This is a genomic window from Microbacterium sp. K24, from assembly GCF_004794465.1.
In the GTDB taxonomy this organism is placed as follows: domain Bacteria; phylum Actinomycetota; class Actinomycetes; order Actinomycetales; family Microbacteriaceae; genus Microbacterium.
Map to the genome: position 1 here is coordinate 84,734 of NZ_SSDJ01000138.1, position 25,731 is coordinate 110,464.

General features: G+C 68.0%; 26 protein-coding genes. 8 read left to right on the forward strand and 18 right to left on the reverse strand.

All coding sequences use genetic code 11. The features are described from left to right. Positions 1 to 48: 48 nt before the first annotated feature. Positions 49 to 660, forward strand: a complete 612-nt coding sequence (locus tag DW306_RS15015) for an AAA family ATPase (protein WP_136056395.1) — start codon at positions 49 to 51, stop codon at positions 658 to 660. Here DW306_RS15015 and DW306_RS15020 read toward each other — a convergent pair. Together DW306_RS15020 and recO are read right to left on the reverse strand one after the other, a co-directional pair. Continuing rightward, the gene (locus DW306_RS15020; protein WP_136056396.1) at positions 600 to 1,403 is read right to left on the reverse strand and encodes an isoprenyl transferase; all 804 of its coding nucleotides are present in this window, start codon (positions 1,401 to 1,403) and stop codon (positions 600 to 602) included. The two genes, DW306_RS15015 and DW306_RS15020, sit on opposite strands and share 61 nt — an antisense overlap. After that, entirely contained in the window at positions 1,400 to 2,143 is a 744-nt protein-coding gene (recO, locus tag DW306_RS15025) for a DNA repair protein RecO (protein ID WP_136056397.1), read from the reverse strand. The genes DW306_RS15020 and recO overlap by 4 nt, the downstream gene beginning before the upstream one ends. 34 nt (positions 2,144 to 2,177) lie before the next feature. On the opposite strand from recO, the gene DW306_RS15030 reads away from it, so the two are divergent. After that, entirely contained in the window at positions 2,178 to 2,873 is a 696-nt protein-coding gene (locus DW306_RS15030) for a TRIC cation channel family protein (RefSeq protein ID WP_136056398.1), read from the forward strand. Positions 2,874 to 2,897: 24 nt separating this feature from the next. Here the strand turns inward: DW306_RS15030 and leuA are convergent, their stop codons facing one another. Beyond that, on the reverse strand, positions 2,898 to 4,652 hold the full coding sequence (gene leuA / locus DW306_RS15035; protein ID WP_136056399.1) for a 2-isopropylmalate synthase: 1,755 nt from the start codon (positions 4,650 to 4,652) through the stop codon (positions 2,898 to 2,900). Positions 4,653 to 4,846: 194 nt separating this feature from the next. On the opposite strand from leuA, the gene DW306_RS15040 reads away from it, so the two are divergent. Both DW306_RS15040 and DW306_RS15045 read left to right on the forward strand, forming a co-directional pair. Continuing rightward, a complete protein-coding gene (locus DW306_RS15040; RefSeq protein ID WP_240747214.1) occupies positions 4,847 to 5,494 on the forward strand; it encodes a hypothetical protein in 648 nt (215 codons plus the stop codon). 57 nt (positions 5,495 to 5,551) lie between these two features. Then, complete coding sequence (locus tag DW306_RS15045) at positions 5,552 to 6,052, forward strand: hypothetical protein (RefSeq protein WP_136056401.1); 501 nt, start codon at positions 5,552 to 5,554, stop codon at positions 6,050 to 6,052. Positions 6,053 to 6,088: 36 nt separating this feature from the next. Here DW306_RS15045 and DW306_RS15050 read toward each other — a convergent pair whose 3' ends face one another. From DW306_RS15050 to hrcA, 12 genes are all read right to left on the reverse strand, one after another. Then, the gene (locus tag DW306_RS15050) at positions 6,089 to 7,030 is read right to left on the reverse strand and encodes an NADP-dependent oxidoreductase (RefSeq protein ID WP_136056402.1); all 942 of its coding nucleotides are present in this window, start codon (positions 7,028 to 7,030) and stop codon (positions 6,089 to 6,091) included. Positions 7,031 to 7,038: 8 nt separating this feature from the next. Continuing rightward, on the reverse strand, positions 7,039 to 7,518 hold the full coding sequence (locus tag DW306_RS15055) for a hypothetical protein (protein WP_240747215.1): 480 nt from the start codon (positions 7,516 to 7,518) through the stop codon (positions 7,039 to 7,041). Next, entirely contained in the window at positions 7,515 to 8,483 is a 969-nt protein-coding gene (locus tag DW306_RS15060) for a hypothetical protein (RefSeq protein WP_240747216.1), read from the reverse strand. The genes DW306_RS15055 and DW306_RS15060 overlap by 4 nt, the downstream gene beginning before the upstream one ends. A 7-nt stretch (positions 8,484 to 8,490) precedes the next feature. After that, complete coding sequence (locus DW306_RS15065; RefSeq protein WP_136056403.1) at positions 8,491 to 9,018, reverse strand: sigma-70 family RNA polymerase sigma factor; 528 nt, start codon at positions 9,016 to 9,018, stop codon at positions 8,491 to 8,493. A gap of 54 nt (positions 9,019 to 9,072) precedes the next feature. Beyond that, a complete protein-coding gene (gene era, locus DW306_RS15070) occupies positions 9,073 to 9,969 on the reverse strand; it encodes a GTPase Era (RefSeq protein ID WP_136056404.1) in 897 nt (298 codons plus the stop codon). Continuing rightward, the gene (locus DW306_RS15075; protein ID WP_136056405.1) at positions 9,962 to 11,257 is read right to left on the reverse strand and encodes a hemolysin family protein; all 1,296 of its coding nucleotides are present in this window, start codon (positions 11,255 to 11,257) and stop codon (positions 9,962 to 9,964) included. Before DW306_RS15075 ends, era begins: the two co-directional genes overlap by 8 nt. After that, a complete protein-coding gene (gene ybeY / locus DW306_RS15080; protein ID WP_136056406.1) occupies positions 11,254 to 11,712 on the reverse strand; it encodes an rRNA maturation RNase YbeY in 459 nt (152 codons plus the stop codon). The genes DW306_RS15075 and ybeY overlap by 4 nt, the downstream gene beginning before the upstream one ends. 16 nt (positions 11,713 to 11,728) lie before the next feature. Continuing rightward, a complete protein-coding gene (locus DW306_RS15085; RefSeq protein ID WP_240747226.1) occupies positions 11,729 to 12,754 on the reverse strand; it encodes a PhoH family protein in 1,026 nt (341 codons plus the stop codon). 79 nt (positions 12,755 to 12,833) lie between these two features. Beyond that, positions 12,834 to 13,184: a histidine triad nucleotide-binding protein gene (locus tag DW306_RS15090; RefSeq protein WP_136056408.1), complete on the reverse strand. Its 351-nt coding sequence runs from the start codon at positions 13,182 to 13,184 to the stop codon at positions 12,834 to 12,836. A 49-nt stretch (positions 13,185 to 13,233) separates the two neighbouring features. Continuing rightward, positions 13,234 to 13,962: a 16S rRNA (uracil(1498)-N(3))-methyltransferase gene (locus DW306_RS15095; protein WP_136056409.1), complete on the reverse strand. Its 729-nt coding sequence runs from the start codon at positions 13,960 to 13,962 to the stop codon at positions 13,234 to 13,236. A gap of 2 nt (positions 13,963 to 13,964) precedes the next feature. Further along, on the reverse strand, positions 13,965 to 15,080 hold the full coding sequence (dnaJ, locus tag DW306_RS15100; protein WP_136056410.1) for a molecular chaperone DnaJ: 1,116 nt from the start codon (positions 15,078 to 15,080) through the stop codon (positions 13,965 to 13,967). 37 nt (positions 15,081 to 15,117) lie between these two features. After that, positions 15,118 to 16,149, reverse strand: coding sequence for a heat-inducible transcriptional repressor HrcA (hrcA, locus tag DW306_RS15105; protein WP_136056411.1), 1,032 nt, complete (start codon positions 16,147 to 16,149; stop codon positions 15,118 to 15,120). 115 nt (positions 16,150 to 16,264) lie between these two features. Between hrcA and DW306_RS15110 the strand changes: the two genes are divergently transcribed. After that, entirely contained in the window at positions 16,265 to 17,683 is a 1,419-nt protein-coding gene (locus tag DW306_RS15110; RefSeq protein ID WP_136056412.1) for a carboxylesterase family protein, read from the forward strand. A gap of 18 nt (positions 17,684 to 17,701) precedes the next feature. Here the strand turns inward: DW306_RS15110 and hemW are convergent, their stop codons facing one another. Genes hemW through lepA form a run of 3 tightly spaced genes read right to left on the reverse strand, consistent with a single transcriptional unit; the run spans position 17,702 to position 21,519 of the window. After that, entirely contained in the window at positions 17,702 to 18,937 is a 1,236-nt protein-coding gene (gene hemW / locus DW306_RS15115) for a radical SAM family heme chaperone HemW (protein WP_136056413.1), read from the reverse strand. Positions 18,938 to 18,953: 16 nt separating this feature from the next. Then, positions 18,954 to 19,607 (reverse strand): DUF1990 family protein, encoded by a 654-nt coding sequence (locus DW306_RS15120; RefSeq protein ID WP_136056414.1) that lies wholly within the window; start codon positions 19,605 to 19,607, stop codon positions 18,954 to 18,956. A 58-nt stretch (positions 19,608 to 19,665) separates the two neighbouring features. Beyond that, a complete protein-coding gene (gene lepA / locus DW306_RS15125; RefSeq protein WP_136056415.1) occupies positions 19,666 to 21,519 on the reverse strand; it encodes a translation elongation factor 4 in 1,854 nt (617 codons plus the stop codon). 239 nt (positions 21,520 to 21,758) lie between these two features. Here lepA and DW306_RS15130 point away from each other — a divergent pair, with 239 nt between their 5' ends. Genes DW306_RS15130 through DW306_RS15140 form a run of 3 tightly spaced genes read left to right on the forward strand, consistent with a single transcriptional unit; the run spans position 21,759 to position 25,607 of the window. Further along, positions 21,759 to 22,742, forward strand: coding sequence for an ABC transporter permease (locus DW306_RS15130; protein ID WP_136056416.1), 984 nt, complete (start codon positions 21,759 to 21,761; stop codon positions 22,740 to 22,742). A 1-nt stretch (position 22,743) separates the two neighbouring features. After that, complete coding sequence (locus DW306_RS15135; protein ID WP_136056417.1) at positions 22,744 to 23,682, forward strand: ABC transporter permease; 939 nt, start codon at positions 22,744 to 22,746, stop codon at positions 23,680 to 23,682. Further along, positions 23,679 to 25,607 (forward strand): ABC transporter ATP-binding protein, encoded by a 1,929-nt coding sequence (locus DW306_RS15140; protein ID WP_136056418.1) that lies wholly within the window; start codon positions 23,679 to 23,681, stop codon positions 25,605 to 25,607. The genes DW306_RS15135 and DW306_RS15140 overlap by 4 nt, the downstream gene beginning before the upstream one ends. Positions 25,608 to 25,731 lie beyond the last annotated feature (124 nt).

A 25,731-nucleotide genomic window follows, 5' to 3' on the forward strand; every position in this document is an offset into this window, starting at 1 on the left:
GATTCTGTGACCTATTCCGGGCGGTCTCTCCCCGGATACGATTTCCGGATGCTCTCCGCCGATGATCCACTGCCCGTGAAGCCCGAGCGCGTACTCGTCGCCGGGGTCACGGGGTCGGGCAAGACCACGCTCGCCGGCCGGATCGGGGATGCCTGGGGTCTGCGACACGTGGAGATCGACGCCCTCTTCCACGGGCCGAACTGGACGCCGCGGCCGGACTTCCTCGACGACGTGCGCGCCTTCGCCGCCGAGGATCGCTGGGTGACGGAATGGCAGTACACGAGCAAGGGGACCGACGACATCCTCCCTCCTCGCGCGCAGCTCGTCGTCTGGCTGGACTACCCCTACCGCGTGGTCCGGTCGCGGCTGCTGCGCCGGACCGTCGCCCGCGGCATTCTTCGCACCCGGCTGTGGAACGGGAACGTCGAGAAGCCGATCTGGCGCATGTTCACGGGCGACCCCGAGGAGAACATCCTGCGGTGGCAGTCGACCACGCTCCATAAGTGGACGGAACGCATGCCCGCGGTCGTAGAGCGCTTCCCCCACCTCACGATCGTGCGGCTGCGGCATCCGCGCGAGGCGGAGCGGTGGCTCCGCGCTCAGGCCGACGTGTCAGGGGCGTCGACGGCTCCGCCGAAGCGACGGTCGCGCGACAGGTAGACACCGATCGCGCGCCACAGCTCCTCGCGCGAGAAGTCGGGCCACAGCGTGTCGAGGAACACCATCTCGGCGTACGCGGACTCCCAGAGCAGGAAGTTGGAGGTGCGCTGCTCCCCCGAGCTGCGCACGAAGAGATCGACGTCGGGCATGTCGGGCACGTAGAGGTGGCGCCGGATCATCTTCTCGCTGATCGCGCTGGGCTTCACCCGCCCCGCGGCGACGTCGGCGGCGATCGAGCGCATCGCATCGACGAGCTCGATCCGTCCGCCGTAGTTGACGCACATGGTGAGCGTGAGGACGTCATTGCCCTTGGTCAACTCCTCGGCGTACTGCAACTCCTTGATGACGCTCCCCCAGAGCCGCGGCTTGCGGCCCGCCCAGCGCACGCGCACGCCCCACTCGTTGAGCTGGTCACGACGGCGGTGCAGCACGTCGCGGTTGTAGCCCATCAGGAACCGGACCTCCTCCGGTGACCGCGCCCAGTTCTCGGTCGAGAAGGCGTACACGGAGAGATGCTTCACACCCGCCTGGATGGCACCGGCGACGACGTCGAGGAGCACCTCCTCGCCGGCCTTGTGGCCCTCGATCCTGCTGAGCCCCCGGCGGTTGGCCCACCGGCCGTTGCCATCCATGACGATCGCCACGTGTTCGGGCACGGCGCGGAAGGCGGGCGGATGCACGCCGGTCCAGTCGATCGGGCGGTAGGCCACGGCGTCCTTGTGCGTATACGGCTTCGGGCTCACCGTGCTCCTTCTCCTCGGATGTCGGAAACGTGGGAGAGCGAGCGGATGCCGCGCTCGAGATGCCACTGGGCGTAGGCGCCGACGAGCCCGGACGCGGCCGCCGATTCGCCGGGAGACGCCGCGTCGATGAACTCCCAGTCGCCTCGGATCAGGGCGCGGAGCAGCTCGAGAGTGCGTTCGGCGATGCGCGGACTCCCGGCAGGCGCATCGTTCACGCAGACCAGTCCGCCCAGCTGGGCGACGAAAGTGCTGTGAGGTCCGGGCGCCGCGCAGCGGGCGCAGTCGTCGAGAGACGGCGCCCATCCGGACAGCGACATGACGCGCAGCAGGTACGAGTCCAGGATGCTGCGGGGCACGTGCTCACCGCGGGAGAGTGCGCGCAGGCCGCCGACGAGGAGCAGATATTGCTCAGGCGTCGCCTCGGAGTCGCTCAGACGGTCGGCGGTCTCGACCATCGCGTTGGCCGAGGTGAAGCGGTCGTAGTGCGCGGCGATGTCGGTGCCGTAAGAGCCGAGCGACTCCGCCTGCTGCACGATGTCGAGGGAACGGCCCTGGTAGAGCTGCACATCGGCGACCATGAACGGCTCCAGCCGGGAGCCGAACTTCGACGACGTGCGGCGCACGCCCTTCGCCACCGCCCGGACCTTGCCGTGCCGGCGCGACAGCATGGTGACGATGCGATCCGCCTCGCCCAGCTTGTGGGTGCGCAGGATCACCACTTCGTCTCGGTAGGTGGGCACCCTTCGATTATCCTCCGTGCGCGAGAATGGAAGCGTGACCGAACCGCTCTTCACCATTCCGCTGTGGGCGGACCTTCTCGGCGTCGGGCTCGGCGGGGTGCAGGGCGCGCTGTTCGCCTCGGGTTTCCAGGGACAGCGCCGACTGGACTGGTTGGGCGTCGCGATCATCGGCATCATGATCGGCATGGGCGGCGGTCTGATCCGCGACATCCTGCTCGGCCAGACGCCCGCCACGTTGCAGAGCAACTGGTACCTGGTGACCGCCACGGGTGCGGCCCTGCTGGGGATGCTGCTCGCCGGGCTCTTCAACCGGCTCAACACCGTCATCGTGGTGCTGGATGCGGTGGTGATCGGGATGTTCGGCGCGTTCGGAACGAGCAAGGCGATCGCGTTCGGCATCCCGCCCGTTCCCGCGGTCTTCATCGGCGTCTGCGCCGCGGTGGGCGGCAGCGTGCTGCGCGACATGCTGATGGGGCTGCCGACCTCGATCATGCACGTGGGCTCCCTCTACGCGGTCGCCGCGGGTGCGGGATGCACCTTCATCGTCATCGCGAACGGGTTCGGCATGCAGATCACCCTCGCCGCGGTCTTCGGCATCGTGGTGACCGCGGTGATCCGGGTGCTCGCCGTGAGCTTCGACGTCTCTCTCCCCGAGCAGCGCCGCATCTACCGTCGCAAGGTGGCCGCCGAGACCGGGGCCATTCCGATCGTGAAGCCGCGCGCCGACTGAGTCGACGCGCGGCTTCACGACGTGTCAGACGGCTGCCAGCTCCTGCTCGCGCGTGCGGATCGAGCGGTTCACGCCCGACACGATCGCCTTGAGCGACGCGGTCGAGATGTCGCCGTCGATGCCGACGCCCCACAGGCGCTGGTCGCCGACCTGCAGCTCGACGTAGGCCGCGGCCTGCGCATCGCCACCGGCGCTGAGAGCGTGCTCCACGTAGTCGTAGACCGTGATGTCGAATCCCTGGGCTCGCAGCACCTCGACGAACGCGGCGACGGGTCCGTTTCCGGAACCGGCGACCGCGAGCTGCTGCTCGTCGTCGCGCAGCACGACGTCGAGCACGACCTCACCCGACATGTCGCTGCGGGTCTGCGTCGCGAGCAGCTCGAAGCGGCCCCACTTGGCGGTGGCGTCGTCGGCCGGCAGGTACTCGTCGTTGAAGATCGACCAGATCTGGTCGGACGTGACCTCGCCGCCCTCGGCATCCGTCTTCGCCTGCACGACACCCGAGAACTCGATCTGCAGCTTGCGGGGCAGGTCGATCGCGTGGTCGGACTTCAGCAGGTACGCGACGCCGCCCTTGCCGGACTGCGAGTTGACGCGGATGACGGCCTCGTAGGAACGGCCCAGGTCCTTGGGGTCGACCGGCAGGTAGGGCACGGCCCACTCGATGTCGTCGACCGAGACGCCCTGGGCCTCGGCGCGGACGGCCATCGCCTCGAAGCCCTTCTTGATCGCGTCCTGGTGCGAGCCGCTGAACGCCGTGAAGACCAGGTCTCCGGCCCACGGGCTGCGCTCGGGCACCGGCAGCTGGTTGCAGTACTCGACCGTGCGCTTGACCTGATCGATGTCGCTGAAGTCGATCTGCGGGTCGATGCCCTGCGTGAACAGGTTGATGCCCAGCGCCACGATGTCGACGTTGCCGGTGCGCTCGCCGTTGCCGAAGAGACAGCCCTCGATGCGGTCGGCACCGGCCATGTAGCCGAGCTCGGCCGCAGCGATCGCCGTCCCGCGGTCGTTGTGCGGGTGCAGCGACAGGATGACGTTCTCGCGGTGCGCGAGGCGACGGCTCATCCACTCGATCGAGTCGGCGTAGACGTTCGGGGATGCCATCTCGACGGTCGCAGGCAGGTTGATGATCACCTTGCGGTCGGGCGTCGGCTCGAACACCTCGATCACCTGGTTGCAGATGTCGAGGGCGAACTCGAGCTCGGTGCCGGTGTAGCTCTCCGGCGAGTACTCGTAGTAGACCTTCGTGTCGGGGATCGTCTTCTCGAACTTCCGGCACAGGCGAGCGCCCTCGAGCGCGATGTCGATGATGCCCTGCTTGTCGGTGCGGAAGACCACCTCGCGCTGCAGCACGCTGGTCGAGTTGTACAGGTGCACGATGGCCTGCTTGGCGCCGGCGATCGACTCGTAGGTGCGCTCGATGAGGTGCTCGCGCGCCTGGGTCAGCACCTGGATGGTGACGTCGTCGGGGATGAGGTTCTCTTCGATGAGCTGGCGGACGAAGTCGAAGTCCGTCTGGCTCGCCGACGGGAAGCCGACCTCGATCTCCTTGTAGCCCATGCTGACGAGCAGCTCGAACATGACGCGCTTGCGCTCGGGGGACATCGGGTCGATGAGGGCCTGATTGCCGTCGCGGAGGTCGACCGCGCACCAGCGCGGAGCCTCGGTGATGCGGGCGTCGGGCCAGGTGCGGTCCGGCAGGTGGACGTCGATCTGCTCGTGGAACGGCCGATACTTGTGGATCGGCATCGCTGAGGAGCGCTGAGTGTTCTGCATGATGGGCTTCTTCTCTTCGTCAAGATGTACGGGCCAACACAAGCGCCGCGACGAGGAAGGCCCTAGCTCTTAGGACTCGTCGCGGCAGCTAAGAAGAAGCAGACCGCCGAAAGGCATGCGGCCATGCTAGCAGGGATGCTCCGGCATCGTTCGACGGTCGTGAGACGATCCGGGCGCCCGCGACACTGAGGAGTATGAGCACATCGCAGCGTCGCCTGCTTCTCGCCGCGGCATCCGTCCTCGCCGTCGTCTCGCTGAGCGCCTGCGCGAGCGGACCGGGAAGTTCGCCCGCCCCGACGAACACCGCCGTCCCCTCCGATCAGCGCCTCGAGAAGGTCACCGCGAGTCTGCCGGAGGGACGCGTGATCGGCGTCGGCACGGTACTGGACGTCGCAGGCGACGTGCAACTGTGCCTGGGCGCGGTCATGGAGTCGTATCCGCCGCAGTGCACCGGCGTTCCCCTCGACGACTGGAGCTGGGACGGAGTCGACGGCAGCGAGACCAGCGGCGAGACGACCTGGGGTGCGTATGCGGTGTACGCCACCTACGACGGGGAGCGTCTGACGAACACCGACCCGCCGATCATGCTCGCGCTGTTCGACCCGGTGGCGCCGGAGGATCCGACGGGCGGCGTGGAGGGCGTGACGCCTGAGGCCGAGCTCACGAGCATCCAGGACGACATCTCCGAACGGCTCGGAAGTGACGCTCTCACCGTGGGAACGGATCGCGGATACGTCTGGCTGCAGGTCGTCTGGGACGACGGCACGATCCAGGATGCCGCCGACGCCGAGTTCGGCGACGACGTGGTCATCGTGACCTCGTCGCTCCGCGAGATCGACTGAAGCAGGTCGGCGCCTGTGCGATCATTTCGTCATGCGCGAGACGATGACGGCGACCCGATGACGATCGAGCTCCTCCTGGGTGGGTTCGTCACTGTGTTCGGTCTCATGGCGATCATCTTCGCCCGACAGCTGACCGACTTTCTGGTCGCCGGCAACTACCTGATCAGCGCCCGTCGGGGAGCTGTCATGAACGCCTCCCAAGGACCGTGGTCGAACCGGATCCTCGGGGTGTTCTTCATGGCCTTCGGAACGTTCGTGATCGTCAGCGGTGCGATGACGGCGCCGGAGTCGGGTCGGGGCCCGTCCAAGGCGTGGGAGGTCGTCGGTCCTCTGATCGCCGCTGCGATCTTGGCGCTGATCGGACTCGTCGTCCTTCTCTCACGGCGGCGCCTCGCGATTCTGGCCGCCCAGCGGCTGCGTGCTCACGCCGGTGACATCTACCAGGACCCCGAGGCCGACCGGTACGCCCGGATGATCGTCTCGACGTTCGCCGGTTGGGTCTTCATCCTCGCGGCGCTCTTCTCCGCGATCGCCGTGATCTTCGCCGTCGGACCCTGATTCCCCGCACCTGCGAGTGCCAGCCGAATCGGGATCTCACACGTCCGGGATCAGGGCGAGCTTGCCACCGGGGTGCCCGGTCGCGAGGAGGCGGTGGGCTTCGGGCGCCTCGTCCAGAGCGAACGTCTGAGCCACGGGCACGACGAGGTCGCCGTTCTGCGCGAGCGCGACGAGTTCACCGCGTACCTCGTCGCGGAACCGTGCGCTGGCCGGCATGGCTCCGGCGATGGCCAGGATGCCGTCGGATTCGGCGCGGCCGAATGCGGCGATCGTGACGATGCGCCGACGGTCCGCGACGAGGTCGAGCGAGACGTCCACGGCCTCATCGGTGCCGACGGCGTCGAGTGCGGCGGCGATCGGCCCGCCGGCGGCGTCGCGGACCCGATCGGCGAGACCGTCGCCGTAGCGGACGGGGACGCCGCCGAATCGGCGGACCTCGTCGAAACGTCCTTCGCCGGCGGTGCCGATCACACGGATGCCGCGCAGCCGCGACTGCTGCAGAACACTGACGCCGACGGCTCCGGATGCGCCGTGGAGGAGGATCGTCTCCCCCGGCGCGGCACCGGTGACGGCGAGCATCTCCGACGCGGTCGTGCCCACGAGGAGGAGATTCGCCGCTTCGGCATGCGTGAGCGTCGCCGGCTTCGCGAACACCTTCTCGGCAGGCACCGTGATCTCCGTCGCATACCCGCCTCGTACGCGGAACGCGATCACCTCGTCACCCACAGCGGCGGCGCCCGATCCGATCGACGTGTTCGGGCCGATCGCGATCAGTTCGCCGGAGACCTCGTATCCGATCGGCACCGGGAACTCGACTCCTGCACGCGGAGCGGCTACGTGCTTCGCGTCTGCGGGGTTCACTCCGGCGGCATGCACGCGGATCGTGACCTCGCCTTCAGTGGGAGCCGGCGGAGCGTACGCGACGAAGTCCCACGACTCGGGCGCGCCCCAGGTCCGAGCGATCCAGTGCAGGGCCATGGTCCTCCTCAGAGATAGCAGCGGAGGCTGGTGACGCCGCTGGGGACGTTGGACCAGCTGCCCGCGTACACGGTCGCGAGCACCGTCGATCCGCTGCGGCCCTCCACGAAGCCGGATGTGCGGGCATTCGCCAGCGACTTCGCCGAGAACGACGACGGGATGGCGTGATTGCTGCAGGTGCTGAACGTCAGCGCACTCGTGCCTCCCAGCGAGACGCCGTTGTACACGCAGATCTTGTTCGTGGCGCAGCTCCCGACCGAGCGCGCAGACCTCCCTCGATCCGCGAACACGGTCAGCTCCATCGCGAGCTCGGGCCACACCGCATGTCTCGCGTCGATGACGATGCCGCCCGGCACCTCTTCGAGCATCGCCGTGATCTGCGGGTCGGGCTCGGCGCCGCCCGAGGGCGCCGCGACGGCCGGAGCCGACGTCATCGCGATGATGATTCCGACGAGACCGGCCAGAACAGTCGTGCTCGCACGCCTCACTCGATCATCTCCTCCGTGACATCCCACATCTCATAGGAGATGATCGCGCCCGCGTCGAACACCTCGTCTGCGATCAGCACGGTGCGTTCGACGCCGACGATGCGGCCCGTCTCACGCGAGATCAGGACGAGATCACTCACAGCCCCATCCGGGGACTGCACTCGGATGCCGGCGACCGGTCGTCCGAGACGATCCGTGGAGGTGCCGAGGGCGACGCCGTCACCGGTCTCCTCCAGCAGAGACAGGAGTGCGGCGTGCTGCGCGTTCGTCAGCGTCCACTGCTGGAGAACCGACGTGAACGCCGATTCCACATCGAATGCGGTGGGATCATCGGGCATGCCGAAAGCGCGGAGCATCGCTGCGGTGTCCTCGCCGTCCGCTGCCGGCACCGTCGTCCACGGCGTCGTGAAGTCGCCGGGCTCCATGACGAGATCCGTGACCACCTCTCCACTGCTGGTGACCTCGGCCGCGCTGTTGGCGACAGCATCCGCGGGATCGTACGGCACGCCGGCGACGATCGTCATCCGTCCCGAGCCGTCGGGCTCCCAGATCAGAGTCGAGAGCTGCGGAACGACCGTGGTGACCTCGTTGCCCACATCGACCGAGAACCCCCACGAGGCCGTTCTGACGGTCCGCTCGGCCTCCGCAGGACCCGCCGAGGCCGCGAGGTCTGTCTGCGCCTCGTCGACGATGCCGGCGACGGTGGCTTCCCCCTCGAACTCGAGGGGAGAAGGCGTTCCCGCGACGGCGGCGACCTGCGGTGTGAGGAGGGCGAAGGCGACCACCGAGGCCGTCGCCACCGCGACCACCCCCGACGCCCAGCCCAGCGCGCGCACACGACGGTGCTTCTTCGGCGCCGCGGTCGAACGGAGGATCCTGTCGCGCGTGGCGATCGCCCCGGCATCGGGCGCTGCATCGCGGGGCGTGCGCCCGGGATCGGCGTCGCTGATCACTTTCTCGAGCACCGCGTTCTCATCGATCACCGGACGTCACCCCCTCCAGGCCGAGCTCGGTGCGCAGACGATCCTGCGCACGATGAAGCATCTTCCGCACCCGGGACTCAGAAGCGCGCGACAACTCCGCGATCTCCCCCACCGCGAGTCCATCCCAGTACGTCAGCATGATGATACGCCGTTCCCTGGCGCTGAGGACACCCAAAGCCCGCACGACCTCCGCCCGCTCGACTCGGCCCGGAGGAGTGGAGTCGCCCGTGACTCCGGCGTGTACGGCATCGAGCGCGGTGTGCAGCGTCAGCCGACGCCCTGATCGCGCGCGCAGACGACGCTCGGCCGCACGCAGAAGCCAGACCCGCCCCATCGGCCGCGCGGGTTTGAGTCGCGACCAGGCGAGGAGGAAGACCTCCGAGACGATCTCGGTGACCTCGGCATCGTCATCGACGACGCACTCGATGTGATGCCTGACCGATGCCCAGTGCTCATCGAAGACGCGGGTGAAGACCTCGTTGCGCACCGCGTTCGGGTCGAGGCTGCGCGCGTTCATGCCTGTCGGGTCGGCGGTCTGCCCGCCGCCGACGACGTGTTCCCCGAGCGCATGTCAGAATCCGAGCCGGCCGAGCTGCTTCGGGTCGCGCTGCCATTCCTTCGCGACCTTCACGTGCAGGCCCAGGTACACCCGGGTGCCGATGAGCTTCTCGATACCGACGCGCGCACGCGCGCCGACGTCGCTCAGCCGCTTTCCCTTATGCCCGATGATGATCGCCTTCTGGCTGTCCCGCTCGACGACGATGGAGGCGTGCACGTCGGTCAGGTCGGTCCCCTCCCGCGGTGCGATGTCGTCGATCACGACGGCGATCGAGTGCGGGAGCTCGTCACGGACGCCGTCGAGGGCTGCCTCGCGGATCATCTCGGCGATGCGATCCTCCTGCGACTCGTCGGTGGTGATGCCCTCCGGATACAGAGCCGGGCCCTTCGGCATGAGGCTCAGGACCTCGTCGGCCAGCACGTCGAGCTGGTCGCGCGTCAGAGCCGACAGCGGGATCACTGCGGCCCAGTCCTCGCGGAGAGCATCGACCTCGAGCAGCCGCTCGGTGATGTCGTCGCGCCCCGCGGCATCCGTCTTCGTGACGATCGCGATCTTCTTCGCGCGGGCGTAGCCGTCGAGCGACGCCGCGATCCGGCGGTCGCCGGGTCCGACCTTCTCGGTAGCGGGCACGCAGAAGCCGATGACGTCGACGTCGCCGAGCACCTGGTCGACGAGGTCGTTGAGCCGCTCGCCGAGCAGCGTGCGCGGCTTGTGGATGCCGGGGGTGTCCACGATGACGAGCTGCCCCTCGGGGCGGTTCACGATGCCGCGGATGGCGCGGCGAGTGGTCTGCGGCTTCTCGCTCGTGATGGCGATCTTCTCGCCGACGAGGGCGTTCGTGAGGGTGGACTTGCCGACGTTCGGCCGGCCCACGAAAGTCACGAAGCCGCTCCGGGTGTGCTCAGTCATCGTGTCGTTCTCCCTCGTCCTGCGAAGCGTCGGGCTCCGTTGCCGTGCGTTCCACGAAGACCGTGGCGATTCCGCGACCGCGGCCTCGAGATGCGCCGCCGGTGAGCACGAGGCCCTCGACGGTCGCCGTTGCTCCGGGCTGCGGCACCTGTCCCAGCGCCTTGCCGAGCAGGCCGCCGATCGAGTCGACGTCCTCATCCTCGAGTTCGAGGCCGAAGAGATCGCCGACGTCCTCGAGCGAGAGCCGGGCGCTCACGCGGTACCGGCCATCGCCGAGATCGACGACCTCGGCGGACACCTGATCGTACTCGTCGGCGATCTCGCCGACGAGCTCCTCGATCAGATCCTCGAGTGTGACGAGCCCGGAGATGCCTCCGTGCTCGTCGATGACCAGGCACACGTGCACGGCGTCGCGCTTCATCTGCTGGAGCAGCGTCTCGGCACGCATCGACTCGGGCACGAAGGTGGCCGGGCGGGCGATCGGACGGATGGATGCCGCACGCCACGCACTGTCGTCGCGGTAGGCGAACTGCACCAGGTCCTTGAGATAGAGCACGCCCACCACATCGTCGGCGTCGTCGTCCACGACCGGCATGCGCGAGACGCCGCGGTGGAGGAAGAGCGACATGGCCTCGTCGGTGGTCGCGGTCGCGTCGACCGTGACCATCTCGGTGCGGGGCACCATCACCGCGCGGACGAACTGATCGGTGAAGTCGAACACCGAGTGGATGAGATCCCGATCGTCCTCTTCGATGAGGTCGTTGGACGCGGCTTCGTCGACCATGCTCAGCAGCTGGTCCTCACTCGTGAACGAGCTGCGGCCCGTGCCGGGCGTGACGCGGTTGCCGAGGACGACCAGGGCCTGAGCGAGCGGACCGAGGAAGATGCGCAGTCCTCGGACGATCGAAGCCGTGGCGCGGATCATGCCCTCCGCGTGCTGACGCCCGAACGACCGCGGGCTCGCCCCGACGAGCACGAAGGTGATCGCCGTCATCAGGAGCGCGGCCGCCAGCATCGCCCACCAGTTGTTCTCGATGAGGATCGTGAAGGCGACCGTCACGAGCACCGCCGCCGTGACCTCGGCCAGCACACGGATGAAGGCGACCGCGTTGACGTGCGCGTCGAGATCGGCGGCGATGCGACCCAGGGCCTTCGCCCGGCGTCCTTCTGTCGCCATGTCGGCGAGGTTGGCGCGCGAGGCGACGCCGTACGCGGCATCGATGGCGGACATCAGACCGCCGAACGCCACCAGCAGCACAGCGGCGACGAGCAGGAGAGTCGCCGTCATCGGCGGCGTTCGGCCGCGGCGAAGCCCTGGATGAGCTCCTTCTGCAGACCGAACATCTCACGCTCCTCGTCGGGCTCGGCGTGATCGAATCCGAGCAGGTGCAGCAGACCGTGCGTGGTGAGCAGGATGAGCTCGTCCATCAGCATGTGACCCGCGGCCTGCGCCTGCGCCTCGGCGACCTGCGGGCAGAGCACGATGTCACCGAGCAGTCCGGGAGCCGTCGGGCGGTCCTCGGTACCGGGCCGCAGTTCGTCCATCGGGAAGCTGAGCACATCGGTCGGCCCGGGCTCGTCCATCCACTGCACGTGGAGCGCCTCCATGGCGCCCTCGTCGACCAGAACGATCGCCACCTCGGCGTCGGGGCTGACGTGGAGCTGCGCGAGGTTGAAGTCCGTCAGCCGCTGCAGCACGGTCTCGTCGACATCGATGGCCGACTCGTTGTTGATCTCGATCATGCCTGTGCTCGTTTCATCAGGAGAGGCCTCGTTTCGGCATCCGGTCGCGGGGTCCCGGTCGCTGCGCTCCGCGGCGATCGGCGCGGTTCGCGAACTCCGCCGCCTGCTCGCGCTCGAAGCGCTGAGCGGTGCGCTTCTCGTCGTACTCGCTGTACGCGTCGACGATGCGGCCGACCAGCGAATGGCGCACGACGTCGGCGCTCGTGAGACGCGAGAAGTGGATGTCCTCGATGCCGTCGAGCACCCGCGTGACGAGCCGGAGTCCCGAGGCGCCCTGGGGCAAGTCGACCTGCGTGATGTCGCCGGTGACGACCATCCGCGTGCCGAAGCCGAGACGCGTCAGGAACATCTTCATCTGTTCGGGCGTCGTGTTCTGCGCCTCGTCGAGCACGACGAACGAGTCGTTCAGCGTGCGACCGCGCATGTAGGCGAGCGGAGCGACCTCGATCGTGCCCGTCGCCATCAGCCGCGGCACGATCTCGGGGTCCATCATCTCGTTGAGGGCGTCGTAGAGGGGCCGCAGGTACGGGTCGATCTTGTCGGTGAGCGTGCCGGGGAGGAACCCCAGCCGCTCCCCCGCCTCGACAGCCGGACGCGTGAGGATGATGCGGGTGACCTCTTTGCGCTGCAGCGCCTGCACGGCCTTCGCCATCGCGAGGTAGGTCTTGCCCGTTCCGGCGGGTCCGATGCCGAAGACGATCGTGTTCTCCTCGATCGCGTCGACATACTCCTTCTGTCCCAGGGTCTTCGGACGGATGACCTTGCCGCGCGTGGAGAGGATGGCTTCGCCGAGCACCTCGCTCGGACGCGGGCCGCCCTCCTGACGCAGCATCCGCGCGGAGTTCGACACATCGCTCGGAGCCAGGTCGTGGCCGGCCTTGGTCATGGCCATCAGCTCGTCGACGAGGGCCTTCGCGCCGCCGACAGCCTCGCGGTTGCCGCTGAGAGTGATCTCATTGCCGCGGACGAGCACCTGCACATCCCGGTGCTCCCGCTCGAGCATGCGCAGCAGGCGGTCCTGCGGACCGAGAAGCTGCACCATCGCGACACCGTCGGCGTAGATCTTCTCGACCGACTCCGGCGGCTGACCGCCGAGGCTCCGCTCCTGTGGTTCGTGGTTGTCAGGCACCGACACTCTTCTCCGTCAGTCCGCCGCCCAGCACATGCGCGTGGACGTGGAATATCGTCTGTCCGGCGTTCTCGCCGGAATTGAACACGAGACGGTAGTCGCCGTCCTCCGTGTACTCGGCGGCGAGCTCCTTCGCGAACGCCACCATCTCGGCGAGCAGCGACGGGTCGCCTGCTGCGAGCTCGGCGACGTTCCGGTACTCCGCCGACTTCGGCACGACGAGCAGATGCACCGGCGCCTGAGGCGCGATGTCGCGCAGCGCGAAGACCCGCTCCGTCTCACCGAGGATCTCTGCAGGGATCTCCCCGTCGAGAATGCGCGTGAAGATCGAGGGTTCCGTCATGGGGTCAAGTCTACTGATCGGCGAGTCGCCGGGCCGGTGGGCCGCGGAGTCACCAGCGTCCGAGGGCGACCGACAGCACGGCTATCGCGGCGGGACCGGCGGTCGAGGTGCGGAGCACCGTGTCGCCGAGGAGCACGCGTTCCGCGCCGGCATCCGTCAGCCGACCGAGCTCCTCGTCGGAGATCCCGCCTTCCGGGCCGACGACGAGCACCAGGTCGCGTCCATCCGATGCGATCTCCGAGAGCCGGACGGATGCCGTGGGGTCGAGCAGCAGTACCCTCTCAGCGCTCGCCCGTGCCGCGAGCTGCGCCGTCGACACCGGTACAGCCACCTCAGGGACCCACGCGCGGTGCGCCTGCTTGGCGGCCTCTCGCACGATGGTCGCCCAGCGCTCGCGCCCCTTCACGGCCTTCGTCCCCTCCCAGCGGGACACGCTGCGGCTCGCCTGCCAGGGAACGATCTCGTCGACGCCGAGTTCGCACGCGGCCTGCACGGCGAGCTCGTCGCGGTCGCCTTTCGCCAGCGCCTGCACGAGCGCGATCCGCGGTGTCGGCGCAGGATGCTCAGTCCGCTCCTCGATGCGCACATCGACGAGCGCGGGCGACACCGACGCCGCGACGCCGGAGAGCTGGACGCCCGCACCGTCGCCGACCGTGACCGCCTCGCCGACACGGAGGCGACGCACCACGGCGGCATGCTTCGCCTCGGCGCCGGTCAGCGACACGATGTCTCCGACCCGGGCATCCGTCGACGACTCGACGAGGAAGTGCAGCGCCACGATCAGTGCGTGCGGAACCGGTCGCGGAGCTTGGAGAAGAGCCCCTGCTGGAACTGCGCGAGCTGCGGACCCGGAGCCTTCGCCTTCTTCGCGAAGTCCTCGATCAGCGCGCGCTGCGCGGAGTCGAGCTTGGTGGGCGTCACGACCTGCACGCCGACCCGCAGGTCGCCGCGCTGCGAACCGCGCAGCGGTGTGATGCCTCGGCCCTTGATCGTCAGCACATCGCCGGACTGCACGCCGGGGCGGATCTCCAGGTCGACCTCGCCGTCGAGCCCCTGGATGGAGGTCTCCGTGCCGAGGATCGCGTCGGTCATCGAGACCTCGAGGGTCGCGAGCAGATCGTCGCCCTCACGGCTGAACGCCTGGTGGGCGTTGACGGTCACCTCGACGTACAGGTCGCCGTTGGGACCACCCGCCTTGCCGACCTCGCCGGAACCCGGCAGCTGCAGCCGGAGACCCGTCTCCACGCCCGCCGGGATGTCGAGCGACACGGTGCGACGCGAGCGCACACGACCCTGGCCGCCGCATGTTCCGCACGGGAACGGGATCGTGGTGCCGTAGCCCTCGCAGGTGCCGCAGGGCTGAGACGTGACGACATTGCCGAGCAGGCTGCGCACCTGGCGCTGCACGTGCCCCGAGCCGCCGCAGATGTCGCAGGTCACGGGCGAGGTGCCCTCCTGGCAGCACGACCCCTGACAGGTCTCGCAGAGCACGGCGGTGTCGACCTCGATGTCGCGATGCGCGCCGAAGACGACATCGCCGAGGTCGAGCGTCACGCGGACGAGGGCGTCCTGGCCCCGTTCGCGACGCGACCGCGGGCGTCCGCCGCGGCCGCCGCCCTGCGCGGCACCGAAGAAGGTCTCGAAGATGTCGCCGAAGCCGCCGAAGCCCTGGAAATTGCCTGCGGCTCCGTCTCCGCCGCCCATGTCGTAGCGGCGGCGGGAGTCGTCGTCGCTGAGCACGTCGTACGCGTGCGTGACGAGCTTGAACTTCTCGGCGGCCTCATCGCCCGGGTTCACATCCGGGTGCAGCTGCCGCGCCAGGCGTCGGTACGCCTTCTTGATCTCATCGGTGGAAGCGTCTCGGGACACCCCGAGAACCTCATAGTGGTCCGCCACAATCGCCTTTCTGCGTGTGTCTCTCGTGGCCGTCGCCTCAGCGACCGGCCTCGTCTTCGTCGAGCATCCGCGACAGGTAGCGGGCGACCGCCCGCGCTGCCGCGAGATTGCTCGGATAGTCCATACGGGTCGGCCCCATCACGCCGACTCGCGCCGTGCCGCTGGGAGCGGCGTAGTTGCTGGCGACGATCGAGGCCTCACCGAGACCGAACGGCTCGTTCTCGGTGCCGATGCTCGCGCCGAGCCCGTGCTCATCGGTCACCATCTCGCCCATCAGCCGCAGCAGGGTCACCTGCTCCTCGATCGCCTCGAGGATCGGGTGGATGCTGCCGCGGAAGTCCTGCTCGCGCCGGGCGAGCGTCGCGGCCCCGGCCATCACGAGTCGCTCCTGACGGAACTCCCCCAGCTCTTCGACCACGACCGCGGCGATCGTGCGCAACGCCAGATCCTTCGGCTGCTCGTCGCCGGCGACCAGGTTCTGCAGACGCTCTGCCGCATCGCTCACCGCCTGGCCGGTGATGAGAGCCGACAGGCGTGCGCGGAGCAGAGCGGTGTCCGCTTCGTCCACATCGACCGGCAGCGGCGTCAGCCGCTGCGACACGCCGCCCGCGTCGGTGACGAGCACGATCAGCATGCGGTTCGGGGCGAGCGCCACGAGCTCGAGGTGGGTGATGTGCGCACGGGCGAACGACGGGTACTGGGCGAGAGCGACCTGACCCGTGAGCTGCGTGAGCACGCGGACGGTGCGGACCATCAGATCGTCGAGATCGGTGGGACCCGTCAGGAACGACTCGATGGCCGTGCGCTGGGCGACGCTGAGCGGCCGCAGCTGCGCGAGGTGATCGACGAAGACGCGATAGCCCTTGTCGGTCGGAACACGTCCGGAGGAGGTGTGCGGGGCGGTGATCAGCTCTTCGTCCTCGAGCAGCGCCATGTCGTTGCGGATGGTCGCCGCCGAGACGCCGAAGGAGTACCGGTCGACGATGGATCGGCTGCCGACCGGCTCGTGGGTCTCGACGTAGTCCTGCACGATCGCGCGGAGAACCTGGAGTCCTCGCTCTGAGACCATCGCCTTCCCCTTCCGCTGACACTCGGACGCTCGTTGGCACTCTGATGTTCCGAGTGCCAATCCTACCCCGCGCAGCCGGGTAAACCCCGAAGACGCCCCCTCTAGGATGGCGCTCATGACGACGCCGCCGCTCGCGACCCTGTCCGCCGGCTCCGTCCGCGGAACACTCGACGACGGCATCCGCCGCTTCCTCGGGCTGCCCTATGCCGCAGCTCCGTTCGGTCCCGACCGCTTCCGCGCACCGCGACCGGCGACGGGGTGGGAAGGCGTGCGCGAGGCGACGGCTTTCGGTCCCACGGCGCCGCAGCTGCCCTACCCCGGCGCGATCGGCGAACTGCTCGGCTCCGTCCGCATCGAGGGCGACGACATCCTCACAGCCAACGTCTGGGCGCCGGAAGACGCCGTCGCCGCTCCCGTGCTGCTCTGGATCCACGGCGGGGCGCTCGAGCGCGGAACCGCAGCTCTCCCCCTCTATGACGGCACAGCCTTCGCGCGTGCCGGAATCGTCTTCGTCTCCATCAACTACCGCCTGGGGTCGGAGGGGTTCTCGGTGCTCGACGGTGCGCCGCGCAATCTGGGGCTGCAGGATGCTGCCGCAGCTCTCGCCTGGGTCCATCGCGAGATCGCGGCTTTCGGCGGAGATGCCGGCCAGATCACGGTGATGGGCGAATCGGCCGGTGGAGCGATCGTCGCCGGCCTGCTGGCGCAGGACCGTTCCCGTGCGCTCATCGCGCGCGCGATCATCGAATCCGGACCACTCGAGGCGCAGCCGCCGCGCAAGGCGGGCCGCGTGTCGGTGCAGCTCGCGAAACGGCTCGGCATCCGACCCGAGCGCGATGCGTTCGCCGCCGTGTCGCCCGAGGCGCTGCTCGAGGCCCGACGACAGCATGCGGCGGGGTCCTCCCCGCTCGGCGGCGCGCCGGGGTTCCAGTTCGCGATCGACGCGGAGAGCCTGCCGCGCTCACCGCACGAGGTGCTGCCCGACATCGACACCCCCTTGCTCATCGGCAGCAACACCGACGAATACCGGCTGTGGTTCCCGCCTGCGGCCCTCGACGCGATCAGCGAGGTGAAGCTGCTCGCCGCCCGGCTGGCGTTGCGGATCCCCCGGGCGGCCGTCCGGTCGTACCGCGCGGAGTTCCCGACAGCCTCGACCGGCGAGGTGTTCGGTCAGCTCGCGACCGACGTGCTTCTGCGGGCACCCCTGACCCGCGTCGCCCGCGCACGGACCGCGCCGACGTACGTGTACGAGTTCGCCTGGCCGAGTCCCGTGCGCGACCTCCGAGCCGCGCATGCCCTCGAACTGGGATTCGTCTTCGACAGCCTCGACGATCCCGAGACGCAGCGCCTCGCCGGGACGGACGCGCCGCAGGCGCTCGCCGCGGAGATGCACGCAGCCTGGATCGCGTTCGTCAAGACCGGCGACCCTGGGTGGCCGGCGTACGGCCCCGAGCGCCGCACGCGCCTCTTCGACACGACGAGCGAGACCGTGCCGCAGCGACGCACCACCGGACTGGACCTTCTTCCCGCCTGACCGGGTGCGCGGCTCACGTCAGTCGGTCAGTTCACGCACGACCGCGTCGGCCAGCAGCCGTCCGCGCAGCGTCAGCTGGATGCGCCCCTTGACCGCGGCGACCGGATCGACCAGGCCGTCGGCGATGAGACCGGCCACCCGGGTGCGGTTCGCCGAGGGAACCTCATCGAGCGCGATGCCCTCGCGGATGCGGCTGAGCAGCAGGATGCGCTCCAGCAGCCGGGACTGCTCGTCGGGTCGCTCCGTCCCGGCGGCGGGAGACTCGGATGCCGCGAGCCGCTGCGCGTAGGCGGCAGGGTGCTTGACGTTCCACCACCGGAGCCCCGCGACGTGGCTGTGCGCTCCCGGACCGAAGCCCCACCAGTCGTTCCCGCGCCAGTACGCGAGGTTGTGCCGAGACCTGTTAACCTCCGCGCTCCGGCTGGAGGCAGCTCGCGACCAGTTGCTCACCTCGTACCACTCGAATCCGGCGGCGGCCAGCCGCGCATCCGCGAGCTCGTACATGTCGGCCTGGACGTCGTCGTCGGGCGTCGGCACCTCGCCGCGCCGGATCTGGCGGGCGAGCTTCGTGCCGTCCTCGATGATCAGCGCATACGCCGAGATGTGGTCGGACTCGAGGTCGAGCGCCGCATCGAGCGATGTCTCCCAGTCCGTGAGCGACTCCCCGGGTGCGCCGTAGATGAGGTCGACGCTCACCGCGAGACCCGCGTCCTTCGCCGCGGCGACGGCTGTGCGCACGTTCTCCGGGTCGTGCGTGCGGTCGAGCGTGGCCAGCACGTGCGGCACCGCGGACTGCATGCCGATCGAGAGCCGCGTGACGCCGGATGCGGCGAGAGTGCGCGCCACCGCGGGCGTCACCGTGTCGGGGTTGGCCTCCACGGTCACCTCAGCGCCGTCGACCAGGCCGAAGGCGGATGCCGCGGCGTCCAGCATCCGTGCCAGGTCACCGGCCGGGAGCAGGGTCGGCGTCCCTCCGCCGAAGAACACGGTGTCCATCGGACGCAGCGCCCCGGCCTCGCCGAGCACCCGCCGGGCGATCTCGATCTCGCCGATCAGCGTGGTGGCGTAGTCCTCCTGCTTCGCGCCCCGGAGTTCGCTCGACGTGTAGGTGTTGAAGTCGCAGTATCCGCAGCGGACACGACAGAACGGCACGTGCAGGTAGGCGGAGAACGGCACCGCCGGGTCGATCGGCAGGTCGTCGGGCAGTCTGCCGTCGGAGGGCGCAGGATCGCCCAGCGGGAGCGGGCCCGCCATCAGTGGTTTCTCGGCATCAGACGGGCGTCGCGTAGAGCGGGGAGATCGCACGGAGGTAGCGGGCGAACAGTTCACGTCGGCGACGCTTCACCAGCGCCGGGACCGTTCGATAGAGAAGGGAGTTGGGCGCGTCGAAGGCGCGCACCGTGAACCACACCTCGTCGTTGTCCTCGCGCCATTCGACGTCGAAGGACTCCTCACCGCTGACGACCGAGCCGCCGACGGTGCCGAGCACGAAGCCGATGCGCCGCGTCTCTTCGGTGACCGAGATCACGCGGAGCTCGGAATCGGCGCGCATGCCGCCGATTCTACCTTTGAGGTGCAGGGTCATCCCGGCGCCGACGAACGGCGTGCCCTCGGCGTCGTAACGAGGCTCGACGTCGCGCTTGCTGGGGGCGATGGGGTTGCCCTCGGCGTCGAAGCTCACGCCGGCGTAAGCAGGTCCCGGTGCGGGACGGAGGTCGTCGACCGAAAGACCGGCCGCACGCTGCGCGGTCCAGGAGAGCAGCGCCTCGCCGGCCGTCTGGAAACGCTCGGCGCCGCTGCCGATCCGCCAGGATTCCTCGGCCGGAATGCTGCGCTCCGGCGGATACTGCATCAGATCGGGCGCGTGGGTCGCACCCACGGCCGCATAGTCCACCGTGTCGTCTCGGAAAGTCCCGCGCCGCATGAGTTCCAGCCTACTTGGGGTTGCCTGAGTGATCACCCCCCACGCGCCGGGGTGTGCCCTACTTCTTGTCCTTGCCTTCGACGTCGCCGGAGAGCGCCGCTATGAACGCCTCCTGGGGGACTTCGACGCGACCGACCATCTTCATGCGCTTCTTGCCCTCCTTCTGCTTCTCGAGGAGCTTGCGCTTTCGGGTGATGTCACCGCCGTAGCACTTGGCGAGCACGTCCTTGCGGATCGCGCGGATCGTCTCGCGGGCGATGATGCGGGCGCCGATCGCGGCCTGGATCGGGACCTCGAACTGCTGACGCGGGATGAGCTTGCGCAGTCGCTCGGCCATCATCGTGCCGTAGGCGTATGCCTTGTCGCGATGCACGATGGAGCTGAACGCGTCGACCTTCTCGCCCTGCAGGAGGATGTCGACCTTGACGAGGTCGGCCTCCTGCTGACCGGACGGTTCGTAGTCGAGAGAGGCATAACCCTGGGTCTTCGACTTCAGCTGGTCGAAGAAGTCGAAGACGATCTCGCCGAGCGGCATGTTGTAGCGGAGCTCGACGCGCTCCTCCGAGAAGTACTCCATGCCCAGCAGCGACCCGCGACGGGACTGGCACAGCTCCATGACGGTACCGACGTAGTCCTTCGGCAGCAGGATCGCCGCCTTCACCATGGGCTCCGAGACGGAGCCGATGCGTCCGTCCGGATACTCGCTCGGGTTCGTGACCGTGACGGTCTCGCCGGTGTCGGAGGTGAGCACCTCGTAGATCACACTGGGCGCGGTGGTGATGAGGTCCAGCCCGAACTCGCGCTCGAGGCGCTCGGTGATGATCTCGAGGTGGAGCAGTCCGAGGAAGCCGCACCGGAAGCCGAAGCCGAGGGCGACGGACGTCTCGGGCTCGTAGGCGAGGGAGGCATCGGAGAGCTTGAGCTTGTCGAGCGCCTCGCGGAGGTCGGCGTAGTCGCTGCCGTCGATCGGATAGATGCCGGAGAACACCATGGGCTTCGGGTCGGTGTAGCCCGGCAGCGGCTGGGTCGACGGCTTGCGCGCCGTGGTGACGGTGTCGCCGACCTTCGACAGACGCACGTCCTTCACGCCGGTGATGAGGTAGCCGACCTCGCCGACCCCCAACCCCTTGGACGGAACGGGCTCGGGACTGGAGACGCCGACCTCGAGCGCCTCGTGGTTCGCGCCCGTCGACATCATCTGGATGCGCTCGCGCGGCGCCAGGCTCCCGTCGACCATGCGCACATAGGTGACGACACCGCGGTAGGCGTCGTAGACCGAGTCGAAGATCATCGCGCGTGCCGGAGCATCCGCATCGCCGACCGGAGCGGGGATCTCCTTCACGAGTCGGTCGAGCAGCTCCTCGACGCCGACGCCCGTCTTTCCCGACACACGCAGGACGTCCTCCGGCTTTCCGCCGATGAGGGATGCCAGTTCCTTCGCGTATTTCTCGGGGTCGGCGGCCGGGAGGTCGATCTTGTTGAGCACCGGGATGATGTGCAGGTCGTTCTCGAGCGCGAGGTAGAGGTTCGCCAGGGTCTGCGCCTCGATGCCCTGGGCCGCGTCGACGAGGAGGATCGCCCCCTCGCAGGCCGCGAGCGAGCGGGACACCTCGTACGTGAAGTCCACGTGTCCAGGGGTGTCGATCATGTTCAGCGCGAACGTCTCGCCCTCGATCTGCCAGGGCATCCGCACCGCCTGGCTCTTGATCGTGATGCCACGCTCTCGCTCGATGTCCATGCGGTCCAGGTACTGGGCGCGCATGTCGCGATCGGACACCACTCCGGTGATCTGGAGCATGCGGTCGGCGAGCGTCGACTTGCCGTGATCGATGTGGGCGATGATGCAGAAGTTGCGGATCTGCGCAGGCGGCGTCGCGGCAGGCTGAAGAGGTGTGAGAGCGCGTGGTGACATGTCCCGTCGATTCTACGGTGAGGCGACGCTAATGCCCGATTCGCGCGATGTGCTGATATTCTGCCCAGGTTGCCCGGGAGCAATCCGTGACATCGGATCCCGTCAGCGATAGGACTCCGTCACACCCGCATGGCGTCGTCACATCGCGCGAAAGGGTAGATGGTGGTTGAATGACTACCCGGCTCAGCGTTGCGTCGGCAGATCCCGAGCGCGTCTGAAAAAGAGAAAGAATCATCACCTTGATCAAGTATCTCGTGCGCCGTGCACTCGGCTGGCTGCTCATGATCGTGGTCGCGACCAACATCACGTACTTCCTGGCGTGGGGGTTCCTCGATCCGCGCAGCAACTACGTGGGTCGACGTCCGCCGCTCACGGAAGACCAGATCGTCAATGTCCTCGCTCCGCGCAATCTGAGCGACACCGTCCCGCTGATCGAGCGGTGGTGGACCTGGCTCACCGGCATCCTCCTTCGGTGGGATTGGGGGGTCAGCCCCACGGGCGGCTCGGTCAACGAGCAGGTCGCGTATCGGATGTGGGTCAGCGCAGAGCTCGTCCTGGGGGCGACCATCATCACCACGGTCCTGGGCATCGCCCTCGGCGTGTACACCGCCTCTCGTCAGTACAAGCTCGCCGACCGCATCGGTCAGGCCACGAGCATCATCACCCTGAACATCCCCATCGTCGTCGCGGCTTTCGCGATCGTGCTCCTCGCGATCGGCCTGAACAACGCGACCGGCGTCCGCATCTTCTACGTGACCGGGAACGCCAGCAGGGGGGTCGAGGGATTCTTCCCCGTCCTCATAGACATCTTGCAACACCTGACATTGCCGACGATATCGCTGGTGCTGGTCGGCTACGCCGGCATCCACTTCCTGCAGCGTTCGCTCCTCCTGGACAACATCGGCGCCGACTATGTGCGCACGGCTCGCGCCAAGGGCCTGACGAAGCAGCAGGCGATCCGCAAGCACGCGCTGCGCACGTCACTGATCCCCGTGGCGACGCAGGTGGCGTTCACGATCCCCGCCATCTTCACCGGCGCCGTGCTGACGGAGACGATCTTCGCCTGGAACGGCATGGGCAAGTACTTCATCGACACCATCACGAAGAACGACATCCACGGCACCGTCGCGGTCGCCGCTTTCGGCGCTCTGCTCACGGCGATCGGCGCGATCCTCGCCGACATCGCCGTCGTGGTGCTCGATCCTCGAGTGAGAGTGAGCTGACATGACCTCGGAAATGATCGACCCGACCGTCGAAGCGTCTCTTGACGCTCCCGGCCCCGAGACGACTCGCGTCGCCACTCGCCGGCTGTCCAAATGGACGCTCTACTCGCGTCGCTACGCACGCAACAAGGGGGCCGTCGCCGGACTGGTGATCTTCGCGCTCCTGGTCCTCTTCGCGATCATCGGTCCGCTGGTCGCGAGATACGACCACGTCGAACTCGACTTCCTCGCTCTCAGCCTCGGCCCGTCGTCGGAGCACTGGTTCGGTACGAACAACGCCGGCAACGACCTCTTCGCGCAGGTGGCCGTCGGTCTCCAGCGGTCTCTGATGATCGCCTTGACCGTCTCGATCGGCGTGACGATCGTCTCGGCGCTCGTCGGCACGGCGGCCGCGTACTTCGGCGGCTGGACCGAGCGGATCACCCTGCTGATCATCCACTTCATGATGGTCATCCCGTCGTTCCTCATCCTGGCGATGATCTCGAACAAGTCGGGCGGCGACTGGCGCATCATCGCGCTGATCATGATCTTCGTGATCGGCTGGTATTTCCCTGCTCGCGTGATCTGGACCCTCGCCCTCTCCCTGCGAGAGCGTGAGTACGTCTCCGCCGCCCGGTACATGGGTGTCCGGGGCTTCACGATCGTGCTGCGGCACCTGCTGCCGAACATCGGCTCGCTCCTCGTGATCAACTTCACCCTCGGCGTCGTGAACGCCGTCGTCACCGAGACCGGACTGTCGTTCCTCGGCTTCGGCGTGAAGATCCCCGACGTGTCGCTCGGCGCCCTCATCGGAGCCGGGTCGAGCTCGCTGACGACCGCACCGTGGCTGTTCTACTTCCCGGCGGCGGCGCTCACGCTCCTCACCGTGTCGATGGCGCTGGTCGCCGACGGCCTGCGCGACGCCCTCGATCCCACCTCTGCGGCTGGAGGCCGAGCATGAGCAACGTACTCTCCGTCCGCGATCTCGCCGTCAGCTTCGCCTCCGAGGCGGGGCGCGTCGACGCGGTGCGCGGCGTCTCCTTCGATCTCGAGGCCGGCAAGACGCTCGGGATCGTCGGCGAGTCCGGCTCCGGCAAATCCGTCACCTCGCTGGCGATCATGGGGCTGCTCGACGAGAACGCCAAGGTCACCGGCTCGATCATGTACGAGGGCAAGGAGCTGCTCGGCATGAGCGACAAGCAGCTCTCCGTGATCCGAGGCAACGGCATGTCGATGGTCTTCCAGGACCCGCTGACGTCTCTCACCCCCGTGTTCACCGTCGGGGACCAGCTCATCGAGGCGCTCACGGTGCACCGGAGCCTCTCGCGGAAGGACGCCTGGAATCGATCGGTCGAGCTGTTGAAGCTCGTCGGCATCTCCGAGCCCGAACGGCGGATGAAGTCGTTCCCGCACGAGTTCTCCGGCGGAATGCGCCAGCGCGTCGTGATCGCGATCGCCATGGCGAACGACCCCAAGCTCATCATCTGCGATGAGCCCACGACAGCGCTCGACGTGACGATCCAGGCGCAGATCCTCGACCTGATCGAGAAGGCGCAGCAGGAGACCGGCGCAGCGGTCATCATGATCACCCACGACATGGGTGTCGTCGCCCGCACGGCCGACGACGTGATGGTGATGTACGCCGGAAAGCCCGTCGAGCAGGCTCCTGTGCATGAGCTCTTCCACAAGACGCGTATGCCGTACTCGATCGGACTGCTGGGCGCGATCCCCCGCGTCGACAAGGCGGAGAAGGAACCTCTGATCCCGATCAAGGGCAATCCGCCGCTGCTGATCAACCTGCCGGATGCCTGCCCCTTCGCCGACCGGTGCCCCATCGTGATGGACGCCTGCCGCACGAAGGAGCCCGAGCTGCTGCCCGTGGCGACCGGTTCCGGCGACCTCCACCGCGCAGCCTGCATCCGGGCGAACGAGATAGAGGACGGCGGCCTCCTCGGTGGCATGCCCGTGTACCCCGTGCGCGAGTTGCCCGAGAGCCCGCTCGCCCGTGTTCCCCGCGAGGAACGCCCGATCACTCTCGAGGTCACGAACCTCACGAAGACGTTCCCGCTGCTCAAGGGCGCTTTCCTCAAGCGGAAGGTCGGCGAGGTGCACGCGATCAAGGGCATCAGCTTCGACGTCCGCGAAGGCGAGACGATGGCTATCGTCGGAGAGTCCGGCAGTGGCAAGACGACGACGCTGCTGCAGATCATGGACATGGTGAAACAGACCGACGGCGACATCGTCATCGCCGGAACCAGCGTCAACGACATCCGCAGTCACAAGGTCGAGCGCGCGCTGCGCCGCGACATCCAGATCGTGTTCCAGGACCCCATGGGGGCCCTCGATCCGCGCATGACGGTCGCCGACATCATCTCGGAGCCGCTGTTCGCGATCGGTACGTCGAAGGAGGAGGCTCACCGTCGCGTCGATGAGCTGATGGACCTCGTCGGTCTCAACCCGGCGCATAGCGACCGCTTCCCCCAGGCGTTCTCCGGTGGTCAGCGCCAGCGCATCGGCATCGCCCGTGCCCTGTCGACCAACCCGAAGATCGTCGTGCTGGACGAGCCCGTCTCGGCTCTGGACGTCTCGATCCAGGCGGGCGTGATCAACCTGCTCGACGAGCTCAAGGCGAAGCTGGGACTGTCGTACCTGTTCGTCGCCCATGACCTGTCCGTCGTCCGCCACATCGCCGACCGCGTGGCGGTGATGTACCTCGGCGACTTCGTCGAGCACGGCGACGTCGACGACGTCTTCGAGAACCCGCAGCACCCCTACACGAAGGCGCTTCTGTCGGCCATTCCGGTGCCGGACCCGGACATCGAGCGCACGCGTCAGCGCGTCGTCTTCGATGCCGAGACCATGAGCACGCGCCCGGTGCCGGCCTGAGCACGTGATGGAACCGGATGTCACGGAACACGGGTCACCGTCCGATAACGGTTAGGCAGTATTCACTGTCGGCCGCTGTGGTTGGGAACAAGGCGAACTATTCTTCCCTTTATGAATCGCCGAA